18 protein-coding genes and 1 tRNA gene are annotated in these 20518 nt (G+C 62.3%); 11 read left to right on the top strand and 8 right to left on the bottom strand.

Annotated features, from left to right (window positions below):
- Positions 1–81: 81 nt before the first annotated feature.
- The 7 genes from G455_RS0105740 to msrA all read left to right on the top strand — a co-directional run bounded on the left by G455_RS0105740 (position 82) and on the right by msrA (position 4834).
- Entirely contained in the window at positions 82–372 is a 291-nt protein-coding gene (locus G455_RS0105740) for an HU family DNA-binding protein (protein ID WP_028092819.1), read from the top strand.
- 169 nt (positions 373–541) lie between these two features.
- Positions 542–1429 (top strand): cation diffusion facilitator family transporter, encoded by an 888-nt coding sequence (locus tag G455_RS0105735; RefSeq protein WP_028092818.1) that lies wholly within the window; start codon positions 542–544, stop codon positions 1427–1429.
- A 180-nt stretch (positions 1430–1609) separates the two neighbouring features.
- Complete coding sequence (locus G455_RS0105730; RefSeq protein WP_028092817.1) at positions 1610–2287, top strand: phosphatidylserine decarboxylase; 678 nt, start codon at positions 1610–1612, stop codon at positions 2285–2287.
- 9 nt (positions 2288–2296) lie between these two features.
- Positions 2297–3040 carry a CDP-diacylglycerol--serine O-phosphatidyltransferase gene (gene pssA, locus G455_RS0105725; protein WP_028092816.1) on the top strand — a complete coding sequence of 248 codons (744 nt, stop codon included), beginning with the start codon at positions 2297–2299 and terminating at the stop codon, positions 3038–3040.
- Between the two features lie 4 nt (positions 3041–3044).
- On the top strand, positions 3045–3665 hold the full coding sequence (locus G455_RS0105720; protein WP_028092815.1) for a class I SAM-dependent methyltransferase: 621 nt from the start codon (positions 3045–3047) through the stop codon (positions 3663–3665).
- Between the two features lie 211 nt (positions 3666–3876).
- Positions 3877–4320 (top strand): peptide-methionine (R)-S-oxide reductase MsrB, encoded by a 444-nt coding sequence (gene msrB, locus G455_RS0105715; RefSeq protein WP_028092814.1) that lies wholly within the window; start codon positions 3877–3879, stop codon positions 4318–4320.
- Between the two features lie 4 nt (positions 4321–4324).
- Positions 4325–4834, top strand: coding sequence for a peptide-methionine (S)-S-oxide reductase MsrA (msrA, locus tag G455_RS0105710; RefSeq protein WP_028092813.1), 510 nt, complete (start codon positions 4325–4327; stop codon positions 4832–4834).
- Between the two features lie 55 nt (positions 4835–4889).
- Here msrA and queG read toward each other — a convergent pair whose 3' ends face one another.
- From queG to G455_RS0105675, 7 genes are all read right to left on the bottom strand, one after another.
- Complete coding sequence (gene queG, locus G455_RS0105705) at positions 4890–5945, bottom strand: tRNA epoxyqueuosine(34) reductase QueG (RefSeq protein ID WP_035366218.1); 1056 nt, start codon at positions 5943–5945, stop codon at positions 4890–4892.
- Between the two features lie 83 nt (positions 5946–6028).
- The gene (fzlA, locus tag G455_RS0105700) at positions 6029–6700 is read right to left on the bottom strand and encodes an FtsZ-binding protein FzlA (RefSeq protein WP_028092811.1); all 672 of its coding nucleotides are present in this window, start codon (positions 6698–6700) and stop codon (positions 6029–6031) included.
- A gap of 60 nt (positions 6701–6760) precedes the next feature.
- Positions 6761–7501 carry a monofunctional biosynthetic peptidoglycan transglycosylase gene (mtgA, locus tag G455_RS0105695; RefSeq protein WP_028092810.1) on the bottom strand — a complete coding sequence of 247 codons (741 nt, stop codon included), beginning with the start codon at positions 7499–7501 and terminating at the stop codon, positions 6761–6763.
- Positions 7502–7663: 162 nt separating this feature from the next.
- Complete coding sequence (gene gltB, locus G455_RS0105690; RefSeq protein WP_028092809.1) at positions 7664–12199, bottom strand: glutamate synthase large subunit; 4536 nt, start codon at positions 12197–12199, stop codon at positions 7664–7666.
- Positions 12199–12783: a DUF3916 domain-containing protein gene (locus G455_RS0105685; RefSeq protein ID WP_028092808.1), complete on the bottom strand. Its 585-nt coding sequence runs from the start codon at positions 12781–12783 to the stop codon at positions 12199–12201. The genes gltB and G455_RS0105685 overlap by 1 nt, the downstream gene beginning before the upstream one ends.
- Positions 12780–13220, bottom strand: coding sequence for a GFA family protein (locus tag G455_RS0105680; RefSeq protein WP_028092807.1), 441 nt, complete (start codon positions 13218–13220; stop codon positions 12780–12782). The genes G455_RS0105685 and G455_RS0105680 overlap by 4 nt, the downstream gene beginning before the upstream one ends.
- A 119-nt stretch (positions 13221–13339) precedes the next feature.
- Positions 13340–14779 carry an NAD(P)-dependent oxidoreductase gene (locus G455_RS0105675; RefSeq protein ID WP_028092806.1) on the bottom strand — a complete coding sequence of 480 codons (1440 nt, stop codon included), beginning with the start codon at positions 14777–14779 and terminating at the stop codon, positions 13340–13342.
- Between the two features lie 229 nt (positions 14780–15008).
- On the opposite strand from G455_RS0105675, the gene G455_RS0105670 reads away from it, so the two are divergent.
- The gene (locus G455_RS0105670; protein WP_028092805.1) at positions 15009–15812 is read left to right on the top strand and encodes an undecaprenyl-diphosphate phosphatase; all 804 of its coding nucleotides are present in this window, start codon (positions 15009–15011) and stop codon (positions 15810–15812) included.
- Between the two features lie 75 nt (positions 15813–15887).
- Here G455_RS0105670 and G455_RS0105665 read toward each other — a convergent pair whose 3' ends face one another.
- Positions 15888–16871, bottom strand: a complete 984-nt coding sequence (locus tag G455_RS0105665; RefSeq protein ID WP_028092804.1) for a complex I NDUFA9 subunit family protein — start codon at positions 16869–16871, stop codon at positions 15888–15890.
- A 210-nt stretch (positions 16872–17081) separates the two neighbouring features.
- Between G455_RS0105665 and G455_RS0105660 the strand changes: the two genes are divergently transcribed.
- The 3 genes from G455_RS0105660 to G455_RS0105650 all read left to right on the top strand — a co-directional run bounded on the left by G455_RS0105660 (position 17082) and on the right by G455_RS0105650 (position 20470).
- Positions 17082–17168: transfer RNA gene (locus G455_RS0105660), tRNA-Leu, on the top strand.
- 306 nt (positions 17169–17474) lie between these two features.
- A complete protein-coding gene (locus G455_RS23405; protein WP_051312213.1) occupies positions 17475–19313 on the top strand; it encodes a mechanosensitive ion channel family protein in 1839 nt (612 codons plus the stop codon).
- A gap of 173 nt (positions 19314–19486) precedes the next feature.
- Positions 19487–20470 carry an NAD(P)H-dependent flavin oxidoreductase gene (locus G455_RS0105650; protein WP_407636238.1) on the top strand — a complete coding sequence of 328 codons (984 nt, stop codon included), beginning with the start codon at positions 19487–19489 and terminating at the stop codon, positions 20468–20470.
- Positions 20471–20518: the final 48 nt, after the last annotated feature.

Here is a 20518-nt window from a genome sequence, read left to right as displayed (position 1 = left end):
TATGCGTTGTGTTAAGCCGCAACATAACGCTAAGTTCACGCGACGAGGCCCAAGATCGGGCAGACGAAGGAGACCATAGAAATGGCAACCAAACCGATGACCAAAACCCAACTTGTCGCCGCCCTGGCCGAAGATATGGGCGTAGACAAAAAAGCTGCTGGCACCGCCCTGGACGCGATCGCCGCACTGATCACCCGCGAAGTTTCGGCCGGCGGCGCCGTGACCCTGCCGGGCGTTGGCAAAATCTATTGCCGTGAACGCCCCGAACGTATGGTCCGCAACCCCGCCACCGGCGAGCAATTCAAGAAAGAGGCCGACAAGGTCGTCAAGATGACCATCGCCAAGGCCCTGAAAGACAGCGTCAACGGCTGATCGGCCCGCTTGGACTGAAGGTTACAGGGCCGCCATCTGGCGGCCCTTTTCATTTGCAGGGCGGCCTTGCGCATGCGGCCCTTGCCTCTGCCGTCCCGATCCCTTAGGTGCGGCGCCCCACCCAACGGAATCTGCCCGGATTCCTGTCCCAGCGCAGGAGCGACAACCGATGACCCGCACCACCACCCTCGCGCTTGGCAGCTTGTTCGTGGGGCTTGCCGTTCTCGGGATCAAGACGCTCGCATGGAAGATGACCGGATCGGTCGCCTTGCTGTCGGATGCGCTGGAAAGCATCGTCAACGTCGCCACTGCAGCCGCCGCGCTTCTGGCGGTGATCTATGCCAACCGTCCGGCGGATGCGAACCACCCCTATGGCCACCACAAGGCCGAACTGTTCTCGGCGGTGCTCGAAGGGGTGATGATCGTCGCCGCAGCCCTGGCCATCCTGCATGCCGCCTGGGGCGCCTTTGCCACCCCCCGGGTGATCGAAGCCCCCCTGGCCGGCCTTATGGTCAACGGCGCCGCAAGCCTGCTGAATGCGATCTGGTGCTGGCTGCTGATCACCGAAGGGCGCCGGCTGCGGTCGCCGGCGCTGGAAGCCGATGGCAAGCATTTGCGTACCGATGTGGTCTCGTCGATCGGGGTAGCCTTCGGGGTCGCCATCGCCGTGATCACCGATCTGCCCTGGCTCGATCCGCTGATGGCGGTTCTGGTGGCACTGAATATCCTCTGGGCTGGCTGGGGGGTGATGCGGCAATCGGTCGGCGGGCTGATGGACGAATCCCTGCCCGAAGACATGCTGGACGAGATCCGCACGACAATCGCCACCGAAGCCACCGGTGCCTATCAGGCGCATGATCTTCGCACCCGTCAGGCCGGCAGCGCCATTTTCATCGAATTCCATCTGGTGGTGCCAGGAAACTCGACCGTAACGGCCGCGCATGAAGTCTGTGACCGGGTCGAGGCCGCGCTGGAAACCCTATTGCCCGGCAGCATCATCACGATTCACGTCGAACCAGAGGACAAGGCCAAGCGCAGCGGCATTCCTGTTTATTAGAGCCTGTTTTCAGGCTTTCCGTCGCGCGACACACGGCCCCGTCGCCCGGTCCGACAGCCCACAATAGCCGCCTGAACCGGCAACTTTCTTCACGTCCACGCGCCTCGGCCGCAAATACGCTTGCCTTTACATCCACGCGACTTATGAGTGGACCACCACTTGCCCCGGGGGACGCGCAACATGCGAATGATGGATACCTTCGTCAAACCGATGCATCGGGAGGGGATCAAATTCGTCGCGGCCTTTGCCGTTGTCACCGTTCTGCTGTTCCTGATCTGGGACGTGCTGGGCTGGATCGGCGTCGGGCTGACGGTCTGGTGCTATTACTTCTTTCGCGATCCCGAACGGGCCACCCCACAGCGCCCCGGGCTGATCGTCAGCCCCGCGGACGGTATCGTGTCGCTGATCGAACCGGCGGTGCCGCCGGCCGAATTGGGCCTGCCCGATGCGCCGCTCACCCGGGTCAGCGTTTTCATGAACGTTTTCAACTGCCACGTGAACCGGACGCCCATCGCCGGCGAGATCACCGCCATAGCCTATCGGCCTGGAAAATTCTTCAACGCATCGCTCGACAAGGCCAGCACGGATAACGAACGCAACAGCCTGGCGATTCGCATGGGCGACGGGCGGTCCATCGCCGTGGTCCAGATCGCCGGCCTCGTGGCCAGGCGCATCGTCTGCTTTGCCAAGCCCGGCGACCGGATGCAGACCGGTGAACGCTTTGGCCTGATCCGCTTCGGATCGCGTCTCGATGTCTATCTGCCCGATGGCGTGGAACCTCTGGTCAGCCTCGGCCAGACCATGGTGGCCGGCGAAACGGTGATCGCCGACCTGACAGCCACATCCCCGGCCGACTGAGGGCCGTCGATGCAAGAAAGCTCTTCCGACAAGTTTCCTCTGATCCAGCTCCTGCCCAACATGCTGACCATCGCCGCGATCTGCGCCGGGCTCAGCGCGATCCGTTTCGGCATCGCCGGCGATGTGGCCCTGGCGGTCAAGCTGATCCTTGCCGCCTGCGTGCTCGATGGGCTGGACGGGCGGCTGGCCCGGATCCTCGGCAGTGACAGCAAGATGGGGGCCGAACTCGACTCACTCGCCGATTTCCTGAACTTCGGCGTCGCCCCGCCGCTGGTGACCTATTACTGGGCGCTGCAGGATATGCGCAACGGTGCCTGGATCGCGGTGCTGATCTATGCAGTCTGCTGCGTGATGCGGCTGGCGCGCTTCAATGTCTCGTCCAAATCCGAAGAGGGCAGCAGTTCCGGCGCCTACTTCCAGGGCGTTCCATCGCCCGCCGGGGCGCTTCTGATGATGCTGCCGCTGTTCCTGGCCTTTGCCCTGCCCAGCATGCCGCGGCTGCCCTCCAGCCTGATCAGCCTCTATATCGCCTTGATCGGCCTTTTGATGATCAGCCGGATGCCCACCTGGTCGTTCAAGACCGCAAAGATCTCTCGTGAGAATGTGAAATTCTTTCTGGTCGCTTTCGCGCTCTTTGCCGCGGCGCTGCTGATCTATTTCTGGATCACCCTGGTCATGCTATGCCTGTTCTATGCCGGCACATTGCTGTGGGGTCTGCTGACCAAACCGTCCACCACCAGCCACAGGGGTTAGTCCGTTGGATATCAAAGCCGTTCAGAACTCCTACGCCCGCTGGGCACCTGTCTATGACAAGACCTTCGGAGCGATCACCAACGACGGACGACGGCGGGCCGTCAACTACATCAACGCTCGCGAAGGCAATGTGCTCGAAGTCGGCGTCGGCACCGGCCTGGCCCTGCAATTCTATCGCTCTGACCTCCGGGTCACCGGCATCGACTACAGCGAAGAGATGCTGGCTCAGGCCAAGAAAAAAGTCACCCGCCTGGGGCTGACCCAAGTCGAGGCGCTGCGCCAGATGGATGCCCGCGCTCTCGACTTTCCCGACAATCATTTCGACACTGTCGCCGCCATGCACGTGCTGTCAGTGGTGCCCGAGCCGGAACGGGTGATGACGGAAATCTGCCGGGTCTGCAAACCGGGCGGCCAGGTGGTGATTACCAACCACTTCAAGCGCGAAGATGGCCCGCTGGCGGTTCTTGAGCGCGTTTCGGCTCCCTTCGCCAATGTACTGGGCTGGCATTCCGACTTTGCCATCGAAACCGTTCTGGGCGAGGACATGCTTGAGATCGAAGAGAGGAAGGCCCTGCCGCCGCTTGGCATGATGACCTTTCTGGTCCTGCGCAAGAAGACAGCCTGACCGCAACGACACGCCCTTGCCGGCCTGCCGCTCTTCGACCTGTGTCAGAACACGCTCTGTCTTGGACTGAATTTCATCGCCATGCAGATGGTGGAGGTCCCGCAGCCCGTCGGCCACTGGTCCGCCGAGCCGATCAAAGACGAGCGAGCCCCCCTTTGCTTCTGGCGAAACCGACCCATCTAATGCATCAAAGAGGTGCAGGAGATCATGCATGACCACATACAGCAAAGACCCCGCCGCCATTGCCGCCCTGTCGCCGGAGGAATATTTCGTCACCCAGCAAAGCGGGACGGAACGGCCGGGCACTGGCAAGCTGCTTTATAACACCGCGCCGGGGATCTACGTCGATATCGTCTCGGGCGAACCGTTGTTTGCCTCGGCCGACAAATTCGAGTCGCATTGCGGCTGGCCCAGCTTCACCAAGCCGATCGAAGCGGCCCATGTCGTCGAGATCGAGGACCATTCCCACGGGATGGTCCGCACCGAGGTGCGATCACAATATGGCGACAGCCATCTGGGGCATGTCTTTCCCGACGGGCCGCGCGATCGCGGCGGCCTGCGCTATTGCATAAACTCGGCCTCGCTGCGGTTCATCCCGCGCGCGGAGATGGAGGCCGAGGGCTATGGCGCCTATCTGGACCAGGTGGAGGGATAAGAGAATGGCCAAGACCGAACGCGCCGTGCTGGCGGGGGGATGTTTCTGGGGGATGCAGGATCTGATCCGGCGGCTGCCTGGGGTTGTGTCGACCCGGGTGGGATATACCGGCGGCGACGTACCCAATGCCACCTATCGCAACCACGGCACCCATGCCGAGGGGATCGAGATCACCTTCGACCCCGAGAAGATCAGCTATCGCCAGGTACTGGAGGTCTTTTTCCAGATCCACGATCCAACCACGCCTAATCGTCAGGGAAATGACATCGGACTGAGCTATCGCTCGGCCATCTATTATGTCGATGCGAAGCAGAAGGCGGTGGCGCTGGAGGCCATTGCCGATGTCGATGCCTCGGGCCTCTGGCCCGGCCGCGTGGTGACCGAGGTGGAGCCGGTGGGCGATTTCTGGCAGGCTGAGGAAGAGCATCAGGATTACCTGGTGAAGCACCCCAACGGCTATACCTGCCATTTTCCGCGCCCCGGCTGGGTGCTGCCGAAACGCGCGGCGGAATAGACTCTGATCAAGGACGACGGGGGGCTGTCTGCCCCCGCGCCCCCCGAGGATATTTTCAGCCAGAAAAAAGGCCAAGCCGCGCCAATGCCCAGCGAGCGGCATCGGCGACGGTCGGATCAGGATCGTCGGTCAAGGCCCGAGCGGTCGAAATCAGGCTCTGATCCCCGGAATTTCCGATGGCGTAGAGCACGTTGCGGATGAAACGATCCCGCCCGATCCGCTTGATGGGTGAACCGGAGAAGCGGGTGCGGAAGCCGGCATCGTCGAGCGCCGCGAGATCGGCAAGCTGGGGTGCCTTAAGATCATCCCGCGCAGCATAGCGAATGTCGCTGGCCGCCACAGCGAATTTGTTCCAGGGACAGGCAGCAAGGCAATCGTCACAGCCATAGATGCGATTGCCGAGCTTTGCGCGCAGCTCTTCCGCCACCGGACCCTTGTATTCGATGGTCAGGTAGGAAATGCAGCGCCGCGCATCGAGCTGATAGGGCGCCGGGAAGGCATCGGTCGGACAGGCGGTCTGGCAAGCGGTGCAGGAACCGCAATGGTCCCGCTCCGGCGCATCGGCGGGCAGATCGAGTGTGGTGAAAATAGAGCCTAAAAAGGCCCAGTTACCGAAATCCCGGCTGACCAGATTGGTGTGCTTGCCCTGCCAGCCGAGACCCGCCGCCTGCGCCAATGGCTTTTCCGGCACCGGGGCGGTATCGACGAAGACTTTCACCTCGCCACCACCTTCCGCGATCAGCCAGCGCGCCAGCCGCTTAAGCCGCTTCTTGACCAGATCGTGGTAATCCTTGTTCTGCGCGTAAACGGAAATCGCCCCCCGGTCCGGCTGCGCCAGGATGGCGCGCGGATCGTGGTCGGGCGTATAGCTTTCTGCCAGCATGATGACCGAGCGCGCCTCGGGCCACAGCTGATGCGGATTGCCGCGCCAATGGCTGCGTTCCTCCATCCAGCCCATCTGGCCATGATACCCCGCCTGCAGAAAGGCCTCAAGCCGCGCCGGCACCTCAGGGATATCCCAGGGCCGACAGATGCGCGCCGTCACGAAGCCTTCGGCACGGGCTTGTTCCAGCAGTCTCTGTTTCAGGCTATCTGTCTTTTTCTGGCTCAAAATATCCTCGGGGGTGAGCGGCCCATAGGGCCGCGAGGGGGCAGACGGCCCCCTTGTCGACACTTGCCCCGCGCGCGCCCCGATCAGAAATCCAGATCGGTGTAATGCGGCGGCGGCCGAAAGCCCGGGACCTGATCGGCCAGGATAGACCGGAAGGCCGGGCGCGACTTGATCTTGGCGTACCAGTCCTTGACAACGGCTGAGCGGTTCCAGTCCACGTCCGATATATAATCGAGCGAGCTCAGATGTGCGGCGGCGGCGAAATCGGCGAGCGTCATGTTGTCACCAGCCAGCCAGCGGCGATGATCCAACAGCCAGTGCATGTAATCCAGGTGATATTTGATCGCCTTCGACCCGGCCTTGACGTTACCGCTGTCGGGATAGCCCTTGCCGCTGACCTTCTTGTTAACCCGCTCATAGAGCAGTTTCGAGGTCACCTCACTATGGAACTTGTCGTCGAACCAGCCGATCAGGCGGCGCACCTCGAGCCGTTCGGCGGGATCGCGCGGCATCAACTGCGGATCGGGACGGGTTTCATCGAGATATTCGCAGATCGCGGCGCTTTCCGCCATGGTACGACCATCCAGGCGCAGCACCGGCACCTTGCCAGCCGGGTTACGGCGCAGGAAATCGGGGCTTGCTTCCCAATAACGTTCCTCGACCAGCTCCACCTCGATCCGCTTTTCGGCAAGGACCAGGCGAACCTTGCGACAGAAGGGAGAGAGCGGCATGTGGAACAGGCGGGCTGTGGTCATAGTGACATCAATATCGGTTGGAAGCAGTGGACAACCAATAGCCCCTATGGGCACGGATTTTCAATCCTCGAAACAGGCCGCTCGCCCATCTGCGCGAATGGTGGCCGCGCCGTCCGCGATCGCGCGGGCGCGGCGGCTGACCCGATCCGAAGGTTTCGCCGCCGAGCGTGAGCGGGGCGCTGGCAGGATCGCGGCGATCAGCGCCGCCTGGCGAGCCGAGAGCTTTGCCGCCGGCACACCGAAGGCCCTCTGTGCCGCCGCCTCGACACCGAAGACGCCCTCGCCGGTTTCCGCGACGTTGAGATAGACTTCGAGAATGCGGCGTTTGGACCAGAAGATCTCGACCAGTGGCGTGATCAGGGTTTCCAGCGCCTTGCGCGTCCAGCTTCGCCCCTGCCAGAGGAATACGTTCTTCACCACCTGCTGGCTGATGGTCGAGCCGCCACGGGCACCGCCGTCCTCCAGCGCCGCACGGATCGCGGTGACGTCAAATCCCCAGTGCAGGCAGAAATTGGCATCCTCCGCCGCGACGACCGACCGCGCCATCACCGGAGCGATGTCGTCCAGAGGCATCCAGCTTCGCTCCAACCGGCCGTATTTCCCGTGTTCCTGCCACATGGTGAGGGTGATCGGCGGATTCACCAGCGAAAAAAGCAGCACCAGCACGATGACCAGCGTCACCGGCACCAGCACGATCCGAAGCGCCCAACGTCGAAACCAGCGCAAGAGGCGGCCGCCGGACGCGGGGGTCCTGGCCGGAGCGGTCTTGCCAGACTTTTTCGATGTTGTCTTTTTCGCCATGCGCCCTGCTTGCCCGCCCGGCGCGGGCCGGTCAAGCGGGTTGGCAAACCGGCACGGGTTGCGCGCCGCGCTGATCGTCCCCGAGGGCGCCCCGGGTCCATCCGCCAAACAGAAAACCCCGCCAGATGGGCGGGGTTTTCCGATTTCAGCTCAGCGCTCAGATCACTCTGCAGGCATTGCCTCGGTCTCGCGGCTCAACGGCACGGGGATGTGCTTGAGCATCTCGATCGGGCAAACCTGCAGGAAGTTGGTTTTTTCCAGCTCCCAATGCTGCAGGATCGCGGCGGCCTTGCGGCTGTTGGTCTCGACCGCATGGCGTTCGATCAGCCCCTTCAACTCGTTTTCCCAGTGATCCATGACCACCGGGCCAACCACCAGGGTTTCCAGGTTCATCAGCGTCTCGGCCTTGCCTTCCGGATCGTAGAGATAGGCCATGCCCCCGGTCATCCCTGCGCCGAAGTTGGCACCGATGTCCCCCAGGATCACGGCGACGCCGCCAGTCATGTATTCGCAGCCGTTCGATCCGCAGCCCTCGATCACCACCTTGGCGCCGGAGTTGCGCACCGCAAAACGCTCACCCGCCTTGCCGGCAGCAAAGAGATACCCGTCGGTCGCCCCATAAAGCACGGTGTTGCCGATGATCGTATTCTCTTCGGCGACCAGCGGCGACATCATCGGCGGGCGTACCACAATGGTGCCCCCCGACAGACCCTTGCCGACATAGTCGTTGGCGTCGCCCGAGACCTCGAGCTTCAGCCCCGGGGCGGCGAAGGCGCCCAGCGACTGGCCCGCCGAGCCTTGCAGCTTCACATGCAGATGATCTGGCTGGAAGGCGTTGCGCATGCCGAAATTCTGCACGATCAGGCTCGACGTGCGGGTGCCGACGGTCCGATGGGTGTTCTGCACCGCATAGGACAGCTGCATCTTTTCGCCTTCCTTCAGGAAGCGCGCCGCATCGCGGACGATTTCAGCATCCAGCGTGTCGGGCACCACATTGCGCGGCTTGTCACGGTTATAGACGATCTCATGCGCGCCATCGACAGTGATCAGCAGCGGGTTGAGGTCGAGATCGTCCAGATGCGCCGATCCACGGCTGACCTGGGTCAGAAGATCGGCACGACCGATGACATCCGACAGCGACCGCGCCCCGATCGAAGCCAGGATTTCCCGCACTTCCTGGGCATAGAAGGTGATCAGGTTGACCACCTTGTCGGCGTTGCCGGTGAACTTTTCGCGCAGCTTCGGATCCTGGGTGCAGACGCCCACCGGGCAGGTGTTCGACTGGCACTGACGCACCATGATGCAGCCCATCGCGATCAGCGCAGCGGTGCCGATGCCGAATTCCTCGGCACCCATCATCGCCGCCATGACGATGTCACGACCGGTCCGCAGCCCGCCGTCTGTCCTGAGCGTGACCCGGTCGCGCAGGTGGTTCATCGCCAGCACCTGATGCGCCTCGGTCAGGCCCATTTCCCACGGCAGACCCGCATATTTGATCGAGGTCGCCGGCGACGCACCGGTGCCGCCGTTATGACCGGAGACCAGGATGATATCCGCCTTCGCCTTGGCCACACCTGCGGCAATCGTCCCGACGCCGGAGGAGGCCACCAGTTTCACCGTCACCTTGGCACGCGGGTTGATCTGCTTGAGGTCATAGATCAGCTGCGCCAGATCCTCGATCGAATAGATATCGTGGTGCGGCGGCGGCGAGATCAGCGTCACACCCTTGGTCGAATGGCGCAGGCGTGCGATCAGCTCGGTCACCTTCATGCCCGGAAGCTGGCCGCCCTCGCCCGGTTTCGCCCCTTGGGCAACCTTGATCTCAAGCTCTTCGCAGTGGTTCAGATACTCGGCAGTTACACCGAAGCGGCCCGAGGCCACCTGCTTGATCTTGGCAGACGGGTTATCGCCATTCGGCTCCGGCACGAAATGCGCCGGATCTTCACCGCCCTCGCCCGAATCCGACTTGGCGCCGATGCGGTTCATCGCCACGTTCAGCGTCTTGTGCGCCTCGGGGCTGAGCGCGCCCAGCGACATGCCCGGGGTGACGAACCGCTTGCGGATCGCGGTGATGCTTTCCACCTCTTCCAGAGGGATCGCCTTGCCCAGCGGCTTGATGTCCAGCAGGTCACGCAGATGGATTGGCGGGTTCGACTGCATCTTGGCCGAATATTGCTTCCACATCTCGTAAGAGGCGCGGTTGCAGGCCATCTGCAGCATGTGCATGCCCTGCGCGTCCCAGGCGTGAGTTTCACCCGATTTGCGCGCCTTGTAGAAGCCGCCGATCGGCAGCACCTGGGAATTCGAGGCCCAGCCCTTGGCGTGCACCTCTTCGATCTTGTGCTGGATGCCGCTGACGCCGATGCCGGAAATCCGGCTGAGCATGCCGGGGAAATATTCCGCACACATGGCGCGGGACAGGCCCACCGCCTCGAAGTTCAGGCCACCGCGATAGGAGGAGATCACCGAAATCCCCATCTTCGCCATGATCTTCAGCATACCCTGGTCGATGGCGTTACGATAACGCGCGATATTCTCGGTCAGAGTGCCATCGAGCAGGCCCCGGTCGATCCGGTCGGCGATCGAATCCTCGGCCAGATAGGGGTTCACCACGGTGGCGCCGCAGCCGATCAGCACCGCGAAATAATGCGGGTCGATACATTCGGCAGCGCGCACGTTCAGCGAACAGAAAGTCCGCAGACCCTTGCGGATCAGGTGGCTGTGCACCGCACTTGTGGCCAGGATCATCGGCATCGGTGCCTTGTCGACGCCGGAATGCTGATCGGTCAGCACCAGGTGGCCGGCCCCCGAACGCACCGCGTCCTCGGCCTCGGCCCGGATGCGGATCAGCTCCTGACGCAGGGCTCCGGGTTCGCCTGGGGTGAAGGTACAGTCGATCTCGACCAGCGGCGCGTTGAAATGGCGTGCCATCTCGGCCCATTGGGCATTGCCGACAAAGGGGCTTTCCAGAACGATGATCTCGGTCTGGGAGCTGTCTTCATCCAGCACGTTCTTGAGGTTGCCGAACCGCGTCTTCAGCGACATCACCCGATACTCACGCAGGCTGTCGATCGGCGGGTTGGTCACCTGGCTGAAGTTCTGCCGGAAGAAGTGGCTGAGCGGACGGTACTGCTTCGACAGAACCGCCGAGGGCGTATCGTCGCCCATCGAGGCCAGCGCCTCTTTGCCGTCCTCGGCCATCGGCGCCAGGATCTGCTCCAGCTCTTCCATCGAATAGCCGGCCGCAATCTGCCGCTGACGCAGCTCAGTGCCGGAGAACAGCGGCTTTTCGGTGACCCGCGCCAGTTCCTCGTCCAGATCGTTGATCTTGCTGACCCAGTCACCGAAGGGCTGGCTGGCAGCCAGCTTGTCCTTGAGCTCGGTATCGTGGAACAGCTTGCCCTCTTCCATATCCACCGCGATCATCTGGCCCGGGCCCAACGCGCCTTTTTCACGCACGCCCTTTTCGTCGACCGCGACCATCCCGGCCTCGGAGCCGGCGATCAGCAGCCCGTCGCCGGTGACGACATAGCGCATCGGGCGCAGGCCGTTGCGGTCAAGCCCGCCACAGACCCAGCGGCCATCGGTCATCGCCAGGGCGGCGGGGCCGTCCCAGGGCTCCATCACCGAGTTGCAGTAGGAATACATGTCGCGCCAGGCCTTGGGCAATTCCACCGCCTGTTGCGACCAGCTTTCCGGCACCATCATGGTCTTTGCCATCGGCGCCTTGCGTCCGGCACGAACCAGCACCTCGAACACCGAGTCGAGCGCGGCCGAGTCGGATGAGCCGCCCGGAACGATCGGTTTGATATCCTCGGCCATCTCGCCAAAGGTCGCCGAGGCCATCCGGATCTCGTGGCTCCTCATCCAGTTGAGGTTGCCTTTCAGCGTGTTGATCTCGCCGTTATGGGCCAACATGCGGAACGGCTGGGCCAGCCACCACTGCGGGAAGGTGTTGGTGGAATAGCGCTGGTGATAGATCGCGAAGGCGCTTTCGAACCTTTCGTCCTTGAGGTCGGGATAGAACTCGGCCACGTCCTGGGCCAGCATCATCCCCTTGTAGATGATCGACCGGCAGGACAGCGACGCGATGTAAAGCCCGTGGATACCCGCAGCCGCCACGGCCTTTTCGATCCGGCGACGGATCACGTAAAGCTCGCGCTCGAAGGTTTCCTCATCGACGCCCTTGGAGTTCGACAACAGGATCTGTTCGATTTCCGGCCGGGTCGCGTTGGCCTTTTCGCCCAGCACGCCGATGTTTACCGGCACGTGGCGCCAACCGTAGATATAGTAGCCCATGCGCAGAACTTCGGTTTCCACGATGGTCCGGCAGGTTTCCTGGGCGCCGAAGTCGGTGCGCGGCAGGAACACCTGACCGACCGCCATCAGTTCCCCGTGGTTCGGCTCGTGGCCAGTGCGGCGGATCTGATCATAGAAGAAGGGAACCGGGATCTGCACGTGGATGCCGGCGCCATCGCCGGTTTTCCCATCGGCGTCGACGGCGCCCCGGTGCCAGACCGCCTTCAGCGCCTGAATACCGGATTCGACCACCCGGCGGCTTTTCTCACCGTCGATGGAGACAACCAGCCCGACCCCGCAAGAGGAATGCTCGTCCTCTTCGGAATACATGCCGTTTTCCGCCATCCACTTACGCTTGGCTTCCTCGGCGCGGACCCAGTTTTCATCAAATTTGGTCATCAGGCGATCCTTTCCAGGGTTTCCATCGCCACCCAGCGTTCATAGCGGTAGGTGTGATCGGTATCTTTGCTGTATTCAGTCAGGGCGATGCCGCGCGCGGCGAAGCCGTCGGGCATCGGAATATCTAGCTGGTCGAAGAGGTTGCCCTCAGGGTCTCGGGAACTGACCCAACCGCCCGGCCAATAGCTGCGGCCGTGTTCGCGTTCCCCCTCGGGGGCGAAGCCGCGCTCATAGGCCCGGTCGAAGAACACGCAGATCTCGGACCCGACCAGAAGCGGCCAGTCGATGATCGCGGCAACCCGCGCATGGCCGGCCCCCGAAGGCTTGTTCCGCGCAATGGCGGCCGCCGTTTCGACCAGGCGCCGCACCACGTCACAGCGAAAGCTTTCGCTGGCCAGCTCGGGCGAAACGATCCCGGCCTCCAGCGGCAGGTGCAGGCTCTGATATTCTTCGGTCCAAGTGTCTGCTTCGGGAAACCAGTTCGCGCCGCGATCCATTTCAGCCAAAAGCGCCGCCTCCCGGCCCGCGCGCTCATCGGGCTCCATCGCCCGCCCCCGGTCTGCAATCAGCTGTTCCACAGTCATTCTGCGCCCCCCTCGAGACCGAACAGCGCCATCGTCTCGGCCTCGGTGTACCGCTTGCGTTCGCCAGCATAGGCGAAAGCGTCGGTCTTGAGGTCGATGTAGATCTCGCTGTTCATGATCATTCCGTTGGAGTCGTCGAACAGCCCGATGGGCAGTTCGTAATTTCCCTTGTGCGGCCCTTCGGCGGTTACCCGATACCAAAGTCCGGTTCCGCAGCGGTCACACCAGGCACGTTCTGCCCAATCCGACGACTGGATGGTGCGAATGGCCTCGGTTCCCGTCCAGCTCACCGACGTTTCGGGCACTGTCACCGCCAGCAACGCCGATCCCGCCCAGCGGCGGCACATGCTGCAATGACAAGCGCCGAAATCGCGCGGCACGTCGCGCACGGCAAGCGTCACCGCGCCGCACATGCATTGTCCCTTTCGATCCGTCATTCCCGGTTTCCCAAGCTTAGGTCAGTACACCCGACCGGATCGCCGCAAAGCGGTATTTTGCTGCAAAGCGACCGGTTCCGGTCTTTGCCGGGGGAGGGCTCCCCCGGGGCCTTTCGTGATCATTCAGCCGCGACAGCGGCAGGGGCGGCGAAACGTTCGATAATCGCCTGGGCACAATCACGCCCGTCGCGGATCGCCCAGACCACCAGGGAGGCACCGCGGACGATATCGCCCACCGCATACACCCCGTCGAGCGCGGTGGCACCGGTGGTGAATTCCGCCTTGACGGTGCCCCAGCGGGTCACATCCAGCCCGTCGACGCCCCAGAGCTTGGGCAGATCCTCGGGTTCGAAGCCAAGTGCCTGGATCACCAGATCGGCCTCTTCGACATAATCCGCACCTTCGATCACCTCGGGCGCCTGGCGACCGCTGGCGTCGGGCGCCCCGAGCCGCATCTTCTGCACCATCACACCGGAAACCTTGCCGCCGTCCTCGGTAAAGCCCTTGGGCGCGCTCAGCCATTCGAAGATCACGCCTTCTTCCTCGGCGTTCTTCACCTCGCGTTGCGAGCCCGGCATGTTGGCCTTGTCGCGGCGATAGAGACATTTGACACTGACCGCGCCCTCGCGGATCGAGGTCCGAAGGCAGTCCATCGCGGTATCGCCGCCGCCGATCACCACCACGCGCTTGCCTTCGGCGCTGAGCGTTCCGTTGTCGTATTCCTCCACCGCGTCGCCAAAGCTCTTGCGGTTCGAGGCGGTCAGGAAATCGAGCGCGCGAACGATGCCGCCCGACCGGCTGTTGGGAATTTCCAGATCGCGCGACTTGTAGACGCCGGTGGCAATGATCACCGCATCGTGCTTTTCGCGGATCTCCTCGAAAGAGATGTCCACGCCGACGTTGCAGTTCATCACGAAGGTCACACCACCCTCGGCCAGCAGCTCATTGCGGCGCATGACCACGTCTTTTTCCAGCTTGAAGCCAGGAATGCCATAGGTCAGCAACCCGCCGGCACGATCATACCGATCATAGATCGTGACCTGAATGCCGGCGCGGCGCAGCATGTCGGCCGCGGCCAGACCACCCGGGCCGGCCCCGATGATGCCAACGCTTTCAGCGCGTTCCGTGACCGGGGCGGCGGGTTTGACCCAACCGTTTTCCCAAGCAGTATCGGTGATGTATTTCTCGACCGCACCAATGGTGACCGTGCCATGGCCCGATTGCTCGATGACGCAATTGCCTTCGCACAGGCGGTCCTGCGGACAGATACGACCGCAGATTTCCGGAAAGGTGTTGGTGGCCTGGCTCAGCTCATAGGCCTCGGCCAGACGGCCCGTCGCCGTCAGACGCAGCCAATCGGGGATATTGTTCGACAGCGGACAATGGGCCTGGCAATAGGGCACCCCGCATTGCGAACAGCGGCTCGCCTGCTCGGTTGCCTTTGCCCCGGCGAACTCCGCGTAAATTTCGTGAAAGTCCTTCTTGCGCTCATCCGCGGCGCGCTTCGACGGCATGTCCCGCTGGATGTCGACGAATTTCAGCATCGGTTGTTTGGCCACGGCTCGGACTCCATGATAGCTTAGCAGCGACCGTATATGAGAAGCGCGAGACGATTAAAAGTCAGTCGCACTGACCTATTTTCACTTTTTTTGCTGCCCACCCTGGTAGCGCCAATCAATTTGATCGAAATATAGGTATCAATCCGGACCTAAATACAAACTTTCCTTTTCAATGCAGATACTTATTATATGAGGCACTAGAGCTACCCTCATTAGGGCCATTCCTGTCATGCCGATATTGCAACTCCTCCTAATCGCCGTGATTCAGGGGATTACCGAGTTTTTGCCGATCTCTTCCTCGGGCCACCTGATTCTCCTGCCCCAGCTCACCAGGCTTGCCGATCAAGGGCAGGTGATTGACGTTGCCGTCCATGTCGGCACGCTGGTGGCCGTCACGCTGTATTTCTGGCGGGATGTTGCCGAAGGTTTCGCCGGGCTGCCCCGGCTGATGCGCGGCAAGGCGGATACCCCCGGCGCCAGACTGTCGCTCAGCCTTATCGTCGCCACCATTCCAGTTGTGATCGTCGGACTGATCCTGAATGTCACCGGACTGAGCGACGCGATGCGCTCGATCGCGGTAATCGGCTGGACCATGCTGATCTTCGGCATCGCGCTTTACTGGGCCGACCAGACCGGCACCAGCGTCAAAACCGGCGCCGACTGGGGGCTGAAAGACGCGCTGATCATGGGACTGTGGCAGGCGGTGGCGCTGATCCCAGGCACCTCACGCTCGGGGATCACCATCACCGCCGGACGACAGCTCGGCTATACAAGGTCCGAGGCCGCGCGGCTGTCGATGCTGATGTCGATCCCGACCATCGCCGCCTCTGGTATCCTTCTGGGCGGAGAGGTCGCAGCCCATGCCGATCTGGCCGCCGCCCGCGATGGTGCGATCACCGCCGCATTTGCCTTTGTCTCGGCACTGCTGGCGCTCAGCCTGATGATGCGACTGCTGCGCAGCGTCAGCTTCACCCCCTACGTGATCTATCGGGTCATCCTGGGCGTCGTGCTTCTGATCATCGCCTACAGGTAACAGCATCCCCCCGCAGAATCGAAAAACCCGCGATCCGGCTGGACCGCGGGTTTTCTTACACTGTATCGAAACCGATCAGGGGCGCAGTTGGCGTGCCGAACGCGTGATATCGTCGTACTGGCCGGTCGGGCGGAACCGCCATACGTATTCCGGCAGCACCGTCTCCAGATTGGCAGGCTCGATGCCCAGATCGGCGAACCCCTTGGCGCCCTCGGACACCACGCTGTCGGTCTTAAGGCTGCGCAACTGATCACGGGTCAGAACCTTGTTGCTGAGCAGCCCCAGCGTGACGCCCTGCACGATATCACCGGCCAACGCGATCAAACCGCCCACCCAGAACGGCAGACCGATCACGATCCGGCGGCGATAGACTTCGTCCAGCAGCAGCCCCATCAGCTCGCGCAAGCTGGCGACCTTGGCACCGCCCAGCTCATACACGCCCGACGCGGCGGCGCCGGTCGCTGCCAGTTCGGCAGCATGGGCGACATCGTCCACATAGACGGGCTGGAACTTGGTTTCGGCCCCGACCAGCGGCAGGAACGGCCCTTTGCGAGTCATCGCACCGAAGCGGTTGAAGAAATTGTCCTCGGGCCCAAAGATCACCGACGGGCGCAGGATCGTGGCATCGGGCAGATGACGCAACACCGCCTCTTCGCCCGCGCCCTTGGTCCGCAGATATTCGCTGCTGGCGCCAGTGTCGGCACCAATGGCCGAAATATGGACCATGCGCGCGATACCTTGCTGCGCGGCAAGGCGCGCGATCCGTTCGGCGCCTGCGACATGGATGGAGTCAAAAGTGTTCTTGCCGGCTTTCGCCAGGATGCCGACGCAATTGATCACCGCATCCGCCCCCTGCATCGCCGCAGCGACAGAGGCGTCGTCACGGACATTGCAAGCCACCGGCTCGACCTGGCCGACAGCGCCATAGGGTTTCACGAAAAGCGCCTCGTTCGGACGGCGCACAGCGACGCGCACGCGCCAGCCGGCCTTTGCCATCCGTTGCGTGATATAACGTCCGACAAAGCCCGATCCGCCGTAGATGGTGACCAGTTTCGACATGGCAATGCTCCTGCTCATCGGTTCCACCCCGATTTAGCGTTCCAAGCCCATAGGAACAAGGCGGAAAAACGTCGCCCCGGCGACCCGGCCAGGACCGATGCCACAACCGGCGCACTCCGGAGAAAAGAAAAACGGAAAAAAATGGACCTGAATGCTTTTTCCGTTTGACACCCCCCGCTACCACCCTTAAAGACCCGCCTCACGACACCTGCCCAGGTGGCGGAATTGGTAGACGCGCTAGCTTCAGGTGCTAGTGTCCGTATGGACGTGGAGGTTCGAGTCCTCTCCTGGGCACCAAAGTCGTACACGAAAAAACCCTTGGAAACTTCGGTTTCCAGGGGTTTTTTGTTTTCATCGGACAACACCATCCTTCCGCCCCAACTCTCACCGCCCCAGGGGCGCCCGAGGACACAGCCGGCACGCGCGCGCCTCTTGCGCGCAGCCTAGATTTCTCCGGCCCGCCGCACATTTTTCCGCCACGAACACACTGCATTCACAATAAGCGGTAAAGGATTTGACCGTAAAATCTCGCTCGGTTACCACCAAACCAACAGGGAAAGCCTTTTATGAAAGGCTAAAATCAAAGCGACAAAAGGGGCAACGATGAAAAAGTCGGCCTTGAAGACAATCAACTTCATCCGGATTCTCCTTGTCATCGCCATCGCGTCGACCCTGCCACTCAGCGTCCTGGCGCAGGACGGCGTCCAGCCCAATGCGACCGAACTGTCGGAACGCCAGCTCCGCATGATCGAAAATCCGATCTCCCCGCCCGATACCACCAGTCCGCGCGCAACGCTGGAAAGCTTCCTGCTGATCATGCGTGCAGCCAGCACCGATTGGATCGACGTCCGCGATTCCTTTTTCTCGGGTGACAGCCTGCTCATGACGAAAGAGCAAAAGCTCCGTCTCGTTCATGTCAAAGCCCTCCTGGAAAAAGCCAGCAAGATCTTTGATCTGTCTGAAATTCCCGCCACCGCGCGGGACCGGGTCGGAATTGAAATCGTTCTGCAGGCGCAGGAAATCCTCGATCGGATTTATCTGCCCAATCTTGCCGAAGTGCCCGGCGACCCGGCCGGGGATTTCACCGGTACCTCGCCCGGCGCCGACCTTCCCACCCAGTGGCTCCTTCCCGGCACCAGCCTGATCATCGCCAGGCAGGACGGTGGCGAACAAAACGGCCAATATCTGTTCACCGCCAGCACGGTCGACCGCATTCCCGACGATTACGAGACCATCAAGGCGCTGCCGTTGCAGGCCGACCGGAGCGAAGATCTGTTCAGCTATTACATCTACACGCCAGGTGACCTGGTGGCACCGCGCTGGTACGAATATATCCTTGAAGGCCCCGCCTGGCCGAAACAGACATTCGCAGGGCAGGCCCTATGGCAATGGCTGGCCCTCATTCTGCTGATCCTGCTCTATCTGGTGGCCCTTGGGCTTTTCGCCCGCTGGCGCAGCAAGCGACGCCAAACCGAAGACACCCATAGCGCCCGGGGCTGGGCAGGCGTCATTGCCCCGACCGTCGTCATCGTCGCGGCAAATCTGTTTCGTAACCTGTGTGAAACCGACGTCAACATCACCGGTCCGCTGATGCAGACCATCGCCACGGCAAGCAGCGCCTGCGTCTGGGCTGCCTCAGCCTGGCTGACTTATCAGGCGCTCCAGCTTATCTACGACCGGGTCCTGCAGCGGACCACTCTGACCAGTGGCGGGCTTGATTCCAGCCTGCTGCGGACCGGATACAGGGTGATTTCCTTCGCCATCTCGATCCTGATCGTCGGCTATGGCGCCACCCGCATCGGCATTCCGATCTATGGCGTCGTCGCCGGTCTTGGTGTCGGCGGTCTGGCCATCGCGCTCGCCGCGCAGCCAACCATCGAAAACCTGATCGGCGGCATCATCCTCTATGCCGACCGAATCGTCCGGATCGGCGATTTCTGCCAGTTCGACGACCTCGCCGGCACGGTCGAGGAAATCGGCATCCGCTCCACCCGCATCCGCGCGCTGGATCGGACCCTGATCACCATCGCCAACGCCGATCTGGCCAAAAGAAAGATAACCAACTTCAGCCAGCGCGATGTTTTCCTGTTTCGCCACAAGATCGGCTTAACCTACGAAACCAAGGGCGAAACGATCCCCGCTCTGCTCGCCGCGATCCGCGACCGGCTGGAGGCGCATCCCGCCGTCTTGTCGCAACCGCTGCGGGTCAGGCTGGTGGAATACGGCGATTTCTCCATTAATATAGATGTTTACGCCAATATCAGCGCCTTCGACATGAGTGCCTTCCTCGCTGTGCAGGAAGAGCTATTGATCGACATCCGCGCGATCATCGACGCTCATGGCTCAGACCTCGCGCTGCCTGCCACTCAGGTTTACCTGCGGGAGGAAAGCCGCCCCGACAGCCCGACGACGACGACGCAGACCACCGATCCTAAAGGCTGATTGCGCCGGACAACCGGTTTTCATGCCCTCGCCTCGGACGGCCCGGGGCGGTTTTCACGTGACGTCGCACTTGCCCGACTTCCGGCGGCGACCGAGAAATCCTCTAGGGAGGCGGCTTGCGGAACTGAGTTTTGCGAGCCGCAGAAGAGGAACGAAAGGAACCACCAGTGACGATGCCCGCAGCCCTTGCGCATCTGCGCCTGCCGTTGATCGGCAGCCCGCTTTTCATCATCTCGAACCCGGATCTGGTGATTGCCCAGTGCAAGGCCGGCATCGTCGGCTCCTTCCCGGCGCTCAATGCGCGCGAGAAGGACGGTGAACCGATCGAGCTGGAACGCTGGCTGAAGCGGATCACCGAAGAGCTTGACCGTCACAATCAGGAAAACCCGGATCGCCCCGCCGCCCCCTTCGCGGTCAACCAGATCGTCCACCGGTCGAACGGCCGGCTGGAGCGGGATGTGGAGCTTTGCGTCAAGTACAAGGTGCCGGTCTGGATCACCTCGCTTGGTGCGCAAACCTGGGTGAATGACGCAGCCCATTCGGTGGGCGGCATCACCTTCCACGATGTGATCAACAACAAGTTCGCCAAGAAAGCGGTAGAAAAGGGGGCCGACGGGCTGATCGCCGTCGCCGCCGGCGCGGGCGGTCACGCCGGTGCGCTGTCGCCCTTCGCCCTGGTGCAGGAAATCCGCGACTGGTGGGATGGCCCGCTGTTCCTGTCGGGCTCCATCGCACGCGGCGACAGCATCCTGGGGGCGCAGGCCATGGGGGCAGACGGCGGCTATGCCGGATCTGTCTTCATCGCCACCGAAGAGGCCAATGCCGTCGAGGGCTACAAGCGGATGATCGTCGAATACGGAGCCGACGACATTGTCTATTCCGATCTCTTCACCGGAGTCTGGGGAAACTACCTTAAGCCCTCGATCGCCGCCGCCGGGATGGATCCGGATGCGCTGGAACGCTCCGACCCGTCGAAGATGGATTTCGGCGAAAACCGCGAAAAGCCCAAGAGCTGGAAAGAAATCTGGGGCTCGGGCCAGGGCATCGGCGCGGTGCGCGAGGTGCTGCCGGCGGCCCAGGTAGTGGAGCGGCTGGAACGCGAATACCTCGCCGCGCAGGACCGTCTGGCCAAGACGCTGGGCTGGACCCGGACGTAAGGACCACCGCCAGACCTGTTACAGCGCCCGCCCATCCCGGCGGGTGCT

The organism is Pseudodonghicola xiamenensis DSM 18339 (assembly GCF_000429365.1).
GTDB lineage: Bacteria > Pseudomonadota > Alphaproteobacteria > Rhodobacterales > Rhodobacteraceae > Pseudodonghicola > Pseudodonghicola xiamenensis.
The sequence above is the reverse complement of the archived record's forward strand: the minus strand, read 5'-3'. Positions and strand labels throughout refer to the sequence as shown.

Bases quoted from the DNA above. Each gene is read 5' to 3' on its own strand.
- G455_RS0105685 (WP_028092808.1), bottom strand. From the start codon at position 12,783: ATGACTGTGGAACAGCTGATTGCAGACCGGGGGCGGGCGATGGAGCCC.
- G455_RS0105740 (WP_028092819.1), top strand. From the start codon at position 82: ATGGCAACCAAACCGATGACCAAAACCCAACTTGTCGCCGCCCTGGCC.
- G455_RS0105650 (WP_407636238.1), top strand. From the start codon at position 19,487: ATGCCCGCAGCCCTTGCGCATCTGCGCCTGCCGTTGATCGGCAGCCCG.
- msrB (WP_028092814.1), top strand. From the start codon at position 3,877: ATGACCACATACAGCAAAGACCCCGCCGCCATTGCCGCCCTGTCGCCG.
- fzlA (WP_028092811.1), bottom strand. From the start codon at position 6,700: ATGACCACAGCCCGCCTGTTCCACATGCCGCTCTCTCCCTTCTGTCGC.
- G455_RS0105735 (WP_028092818.1), top strand. From the start codon at position 542: ATGACCCGCACCACCACCCTCGCGCTTGGCAGCTTGTTCGTGGGGCTT.
- msrA (WP_028092813.1), top strand. From the start codon at position 4,325: ATGGCCAAGACCGAACGCGCCGTGCTGGCGGGGGGATGTTTCTGGGGG.
- G455_RS23405 (WP_051312213.1), top strand. From the start codon at position 17,475: ATGAAAAAGTCGGCCTTGAAGACAATCAACTTCATCCGGATTCTCCTT.
- gltB (WP_028092809.1), bottom strand. From the start codon at position 12,199: ATGACCAAATTTGATGAAAACTGGGTCCGCGCCGAGGAAGCCAAGCGT.
- G455_RS0105680 (WP_028092807.1), bottom strand. From the start codon at position 13,220: ATGACGGATCGAAAGGGACAATGCATGTGCGGCGCGGTGACGCTTGCC.
- G455_RS0105665 (WP_028092804.1), bottom strand. From the start codon at position 16,871: ATGTCGAAACTGGTCACCATCTACGGCGGATCGGGCTTTGTCGGACGT.
- G455_RS0105670 (WP_028092805.1), top strand. From the start codon at position 15,009: ATGCCGATATTGCAACTCCTCCTAATCGCCGTGATTCAGGGGATTACC.
- pssA (WP_028092816.1), top strand. From the start codon at position 2,297: ATGCAAGAAAGCTCTTCCGACAAGTTTCCTCTGATCCAGCTCCTGCCC.
- G455_RS0105730 (WP_028092817.1), top strand. From the start codon at position 1,610: ATGCGAATGATGGATACCTTCGTCAAACCGATGCATCGGGAGGGGATC.
- mtgA (WP_028092810.1), bottom strand. From the start codon at position 7,501: ATGGCGAAAAAGACAACATCGAAAAAGTCTGGCAAGACCGCTCCGGCC.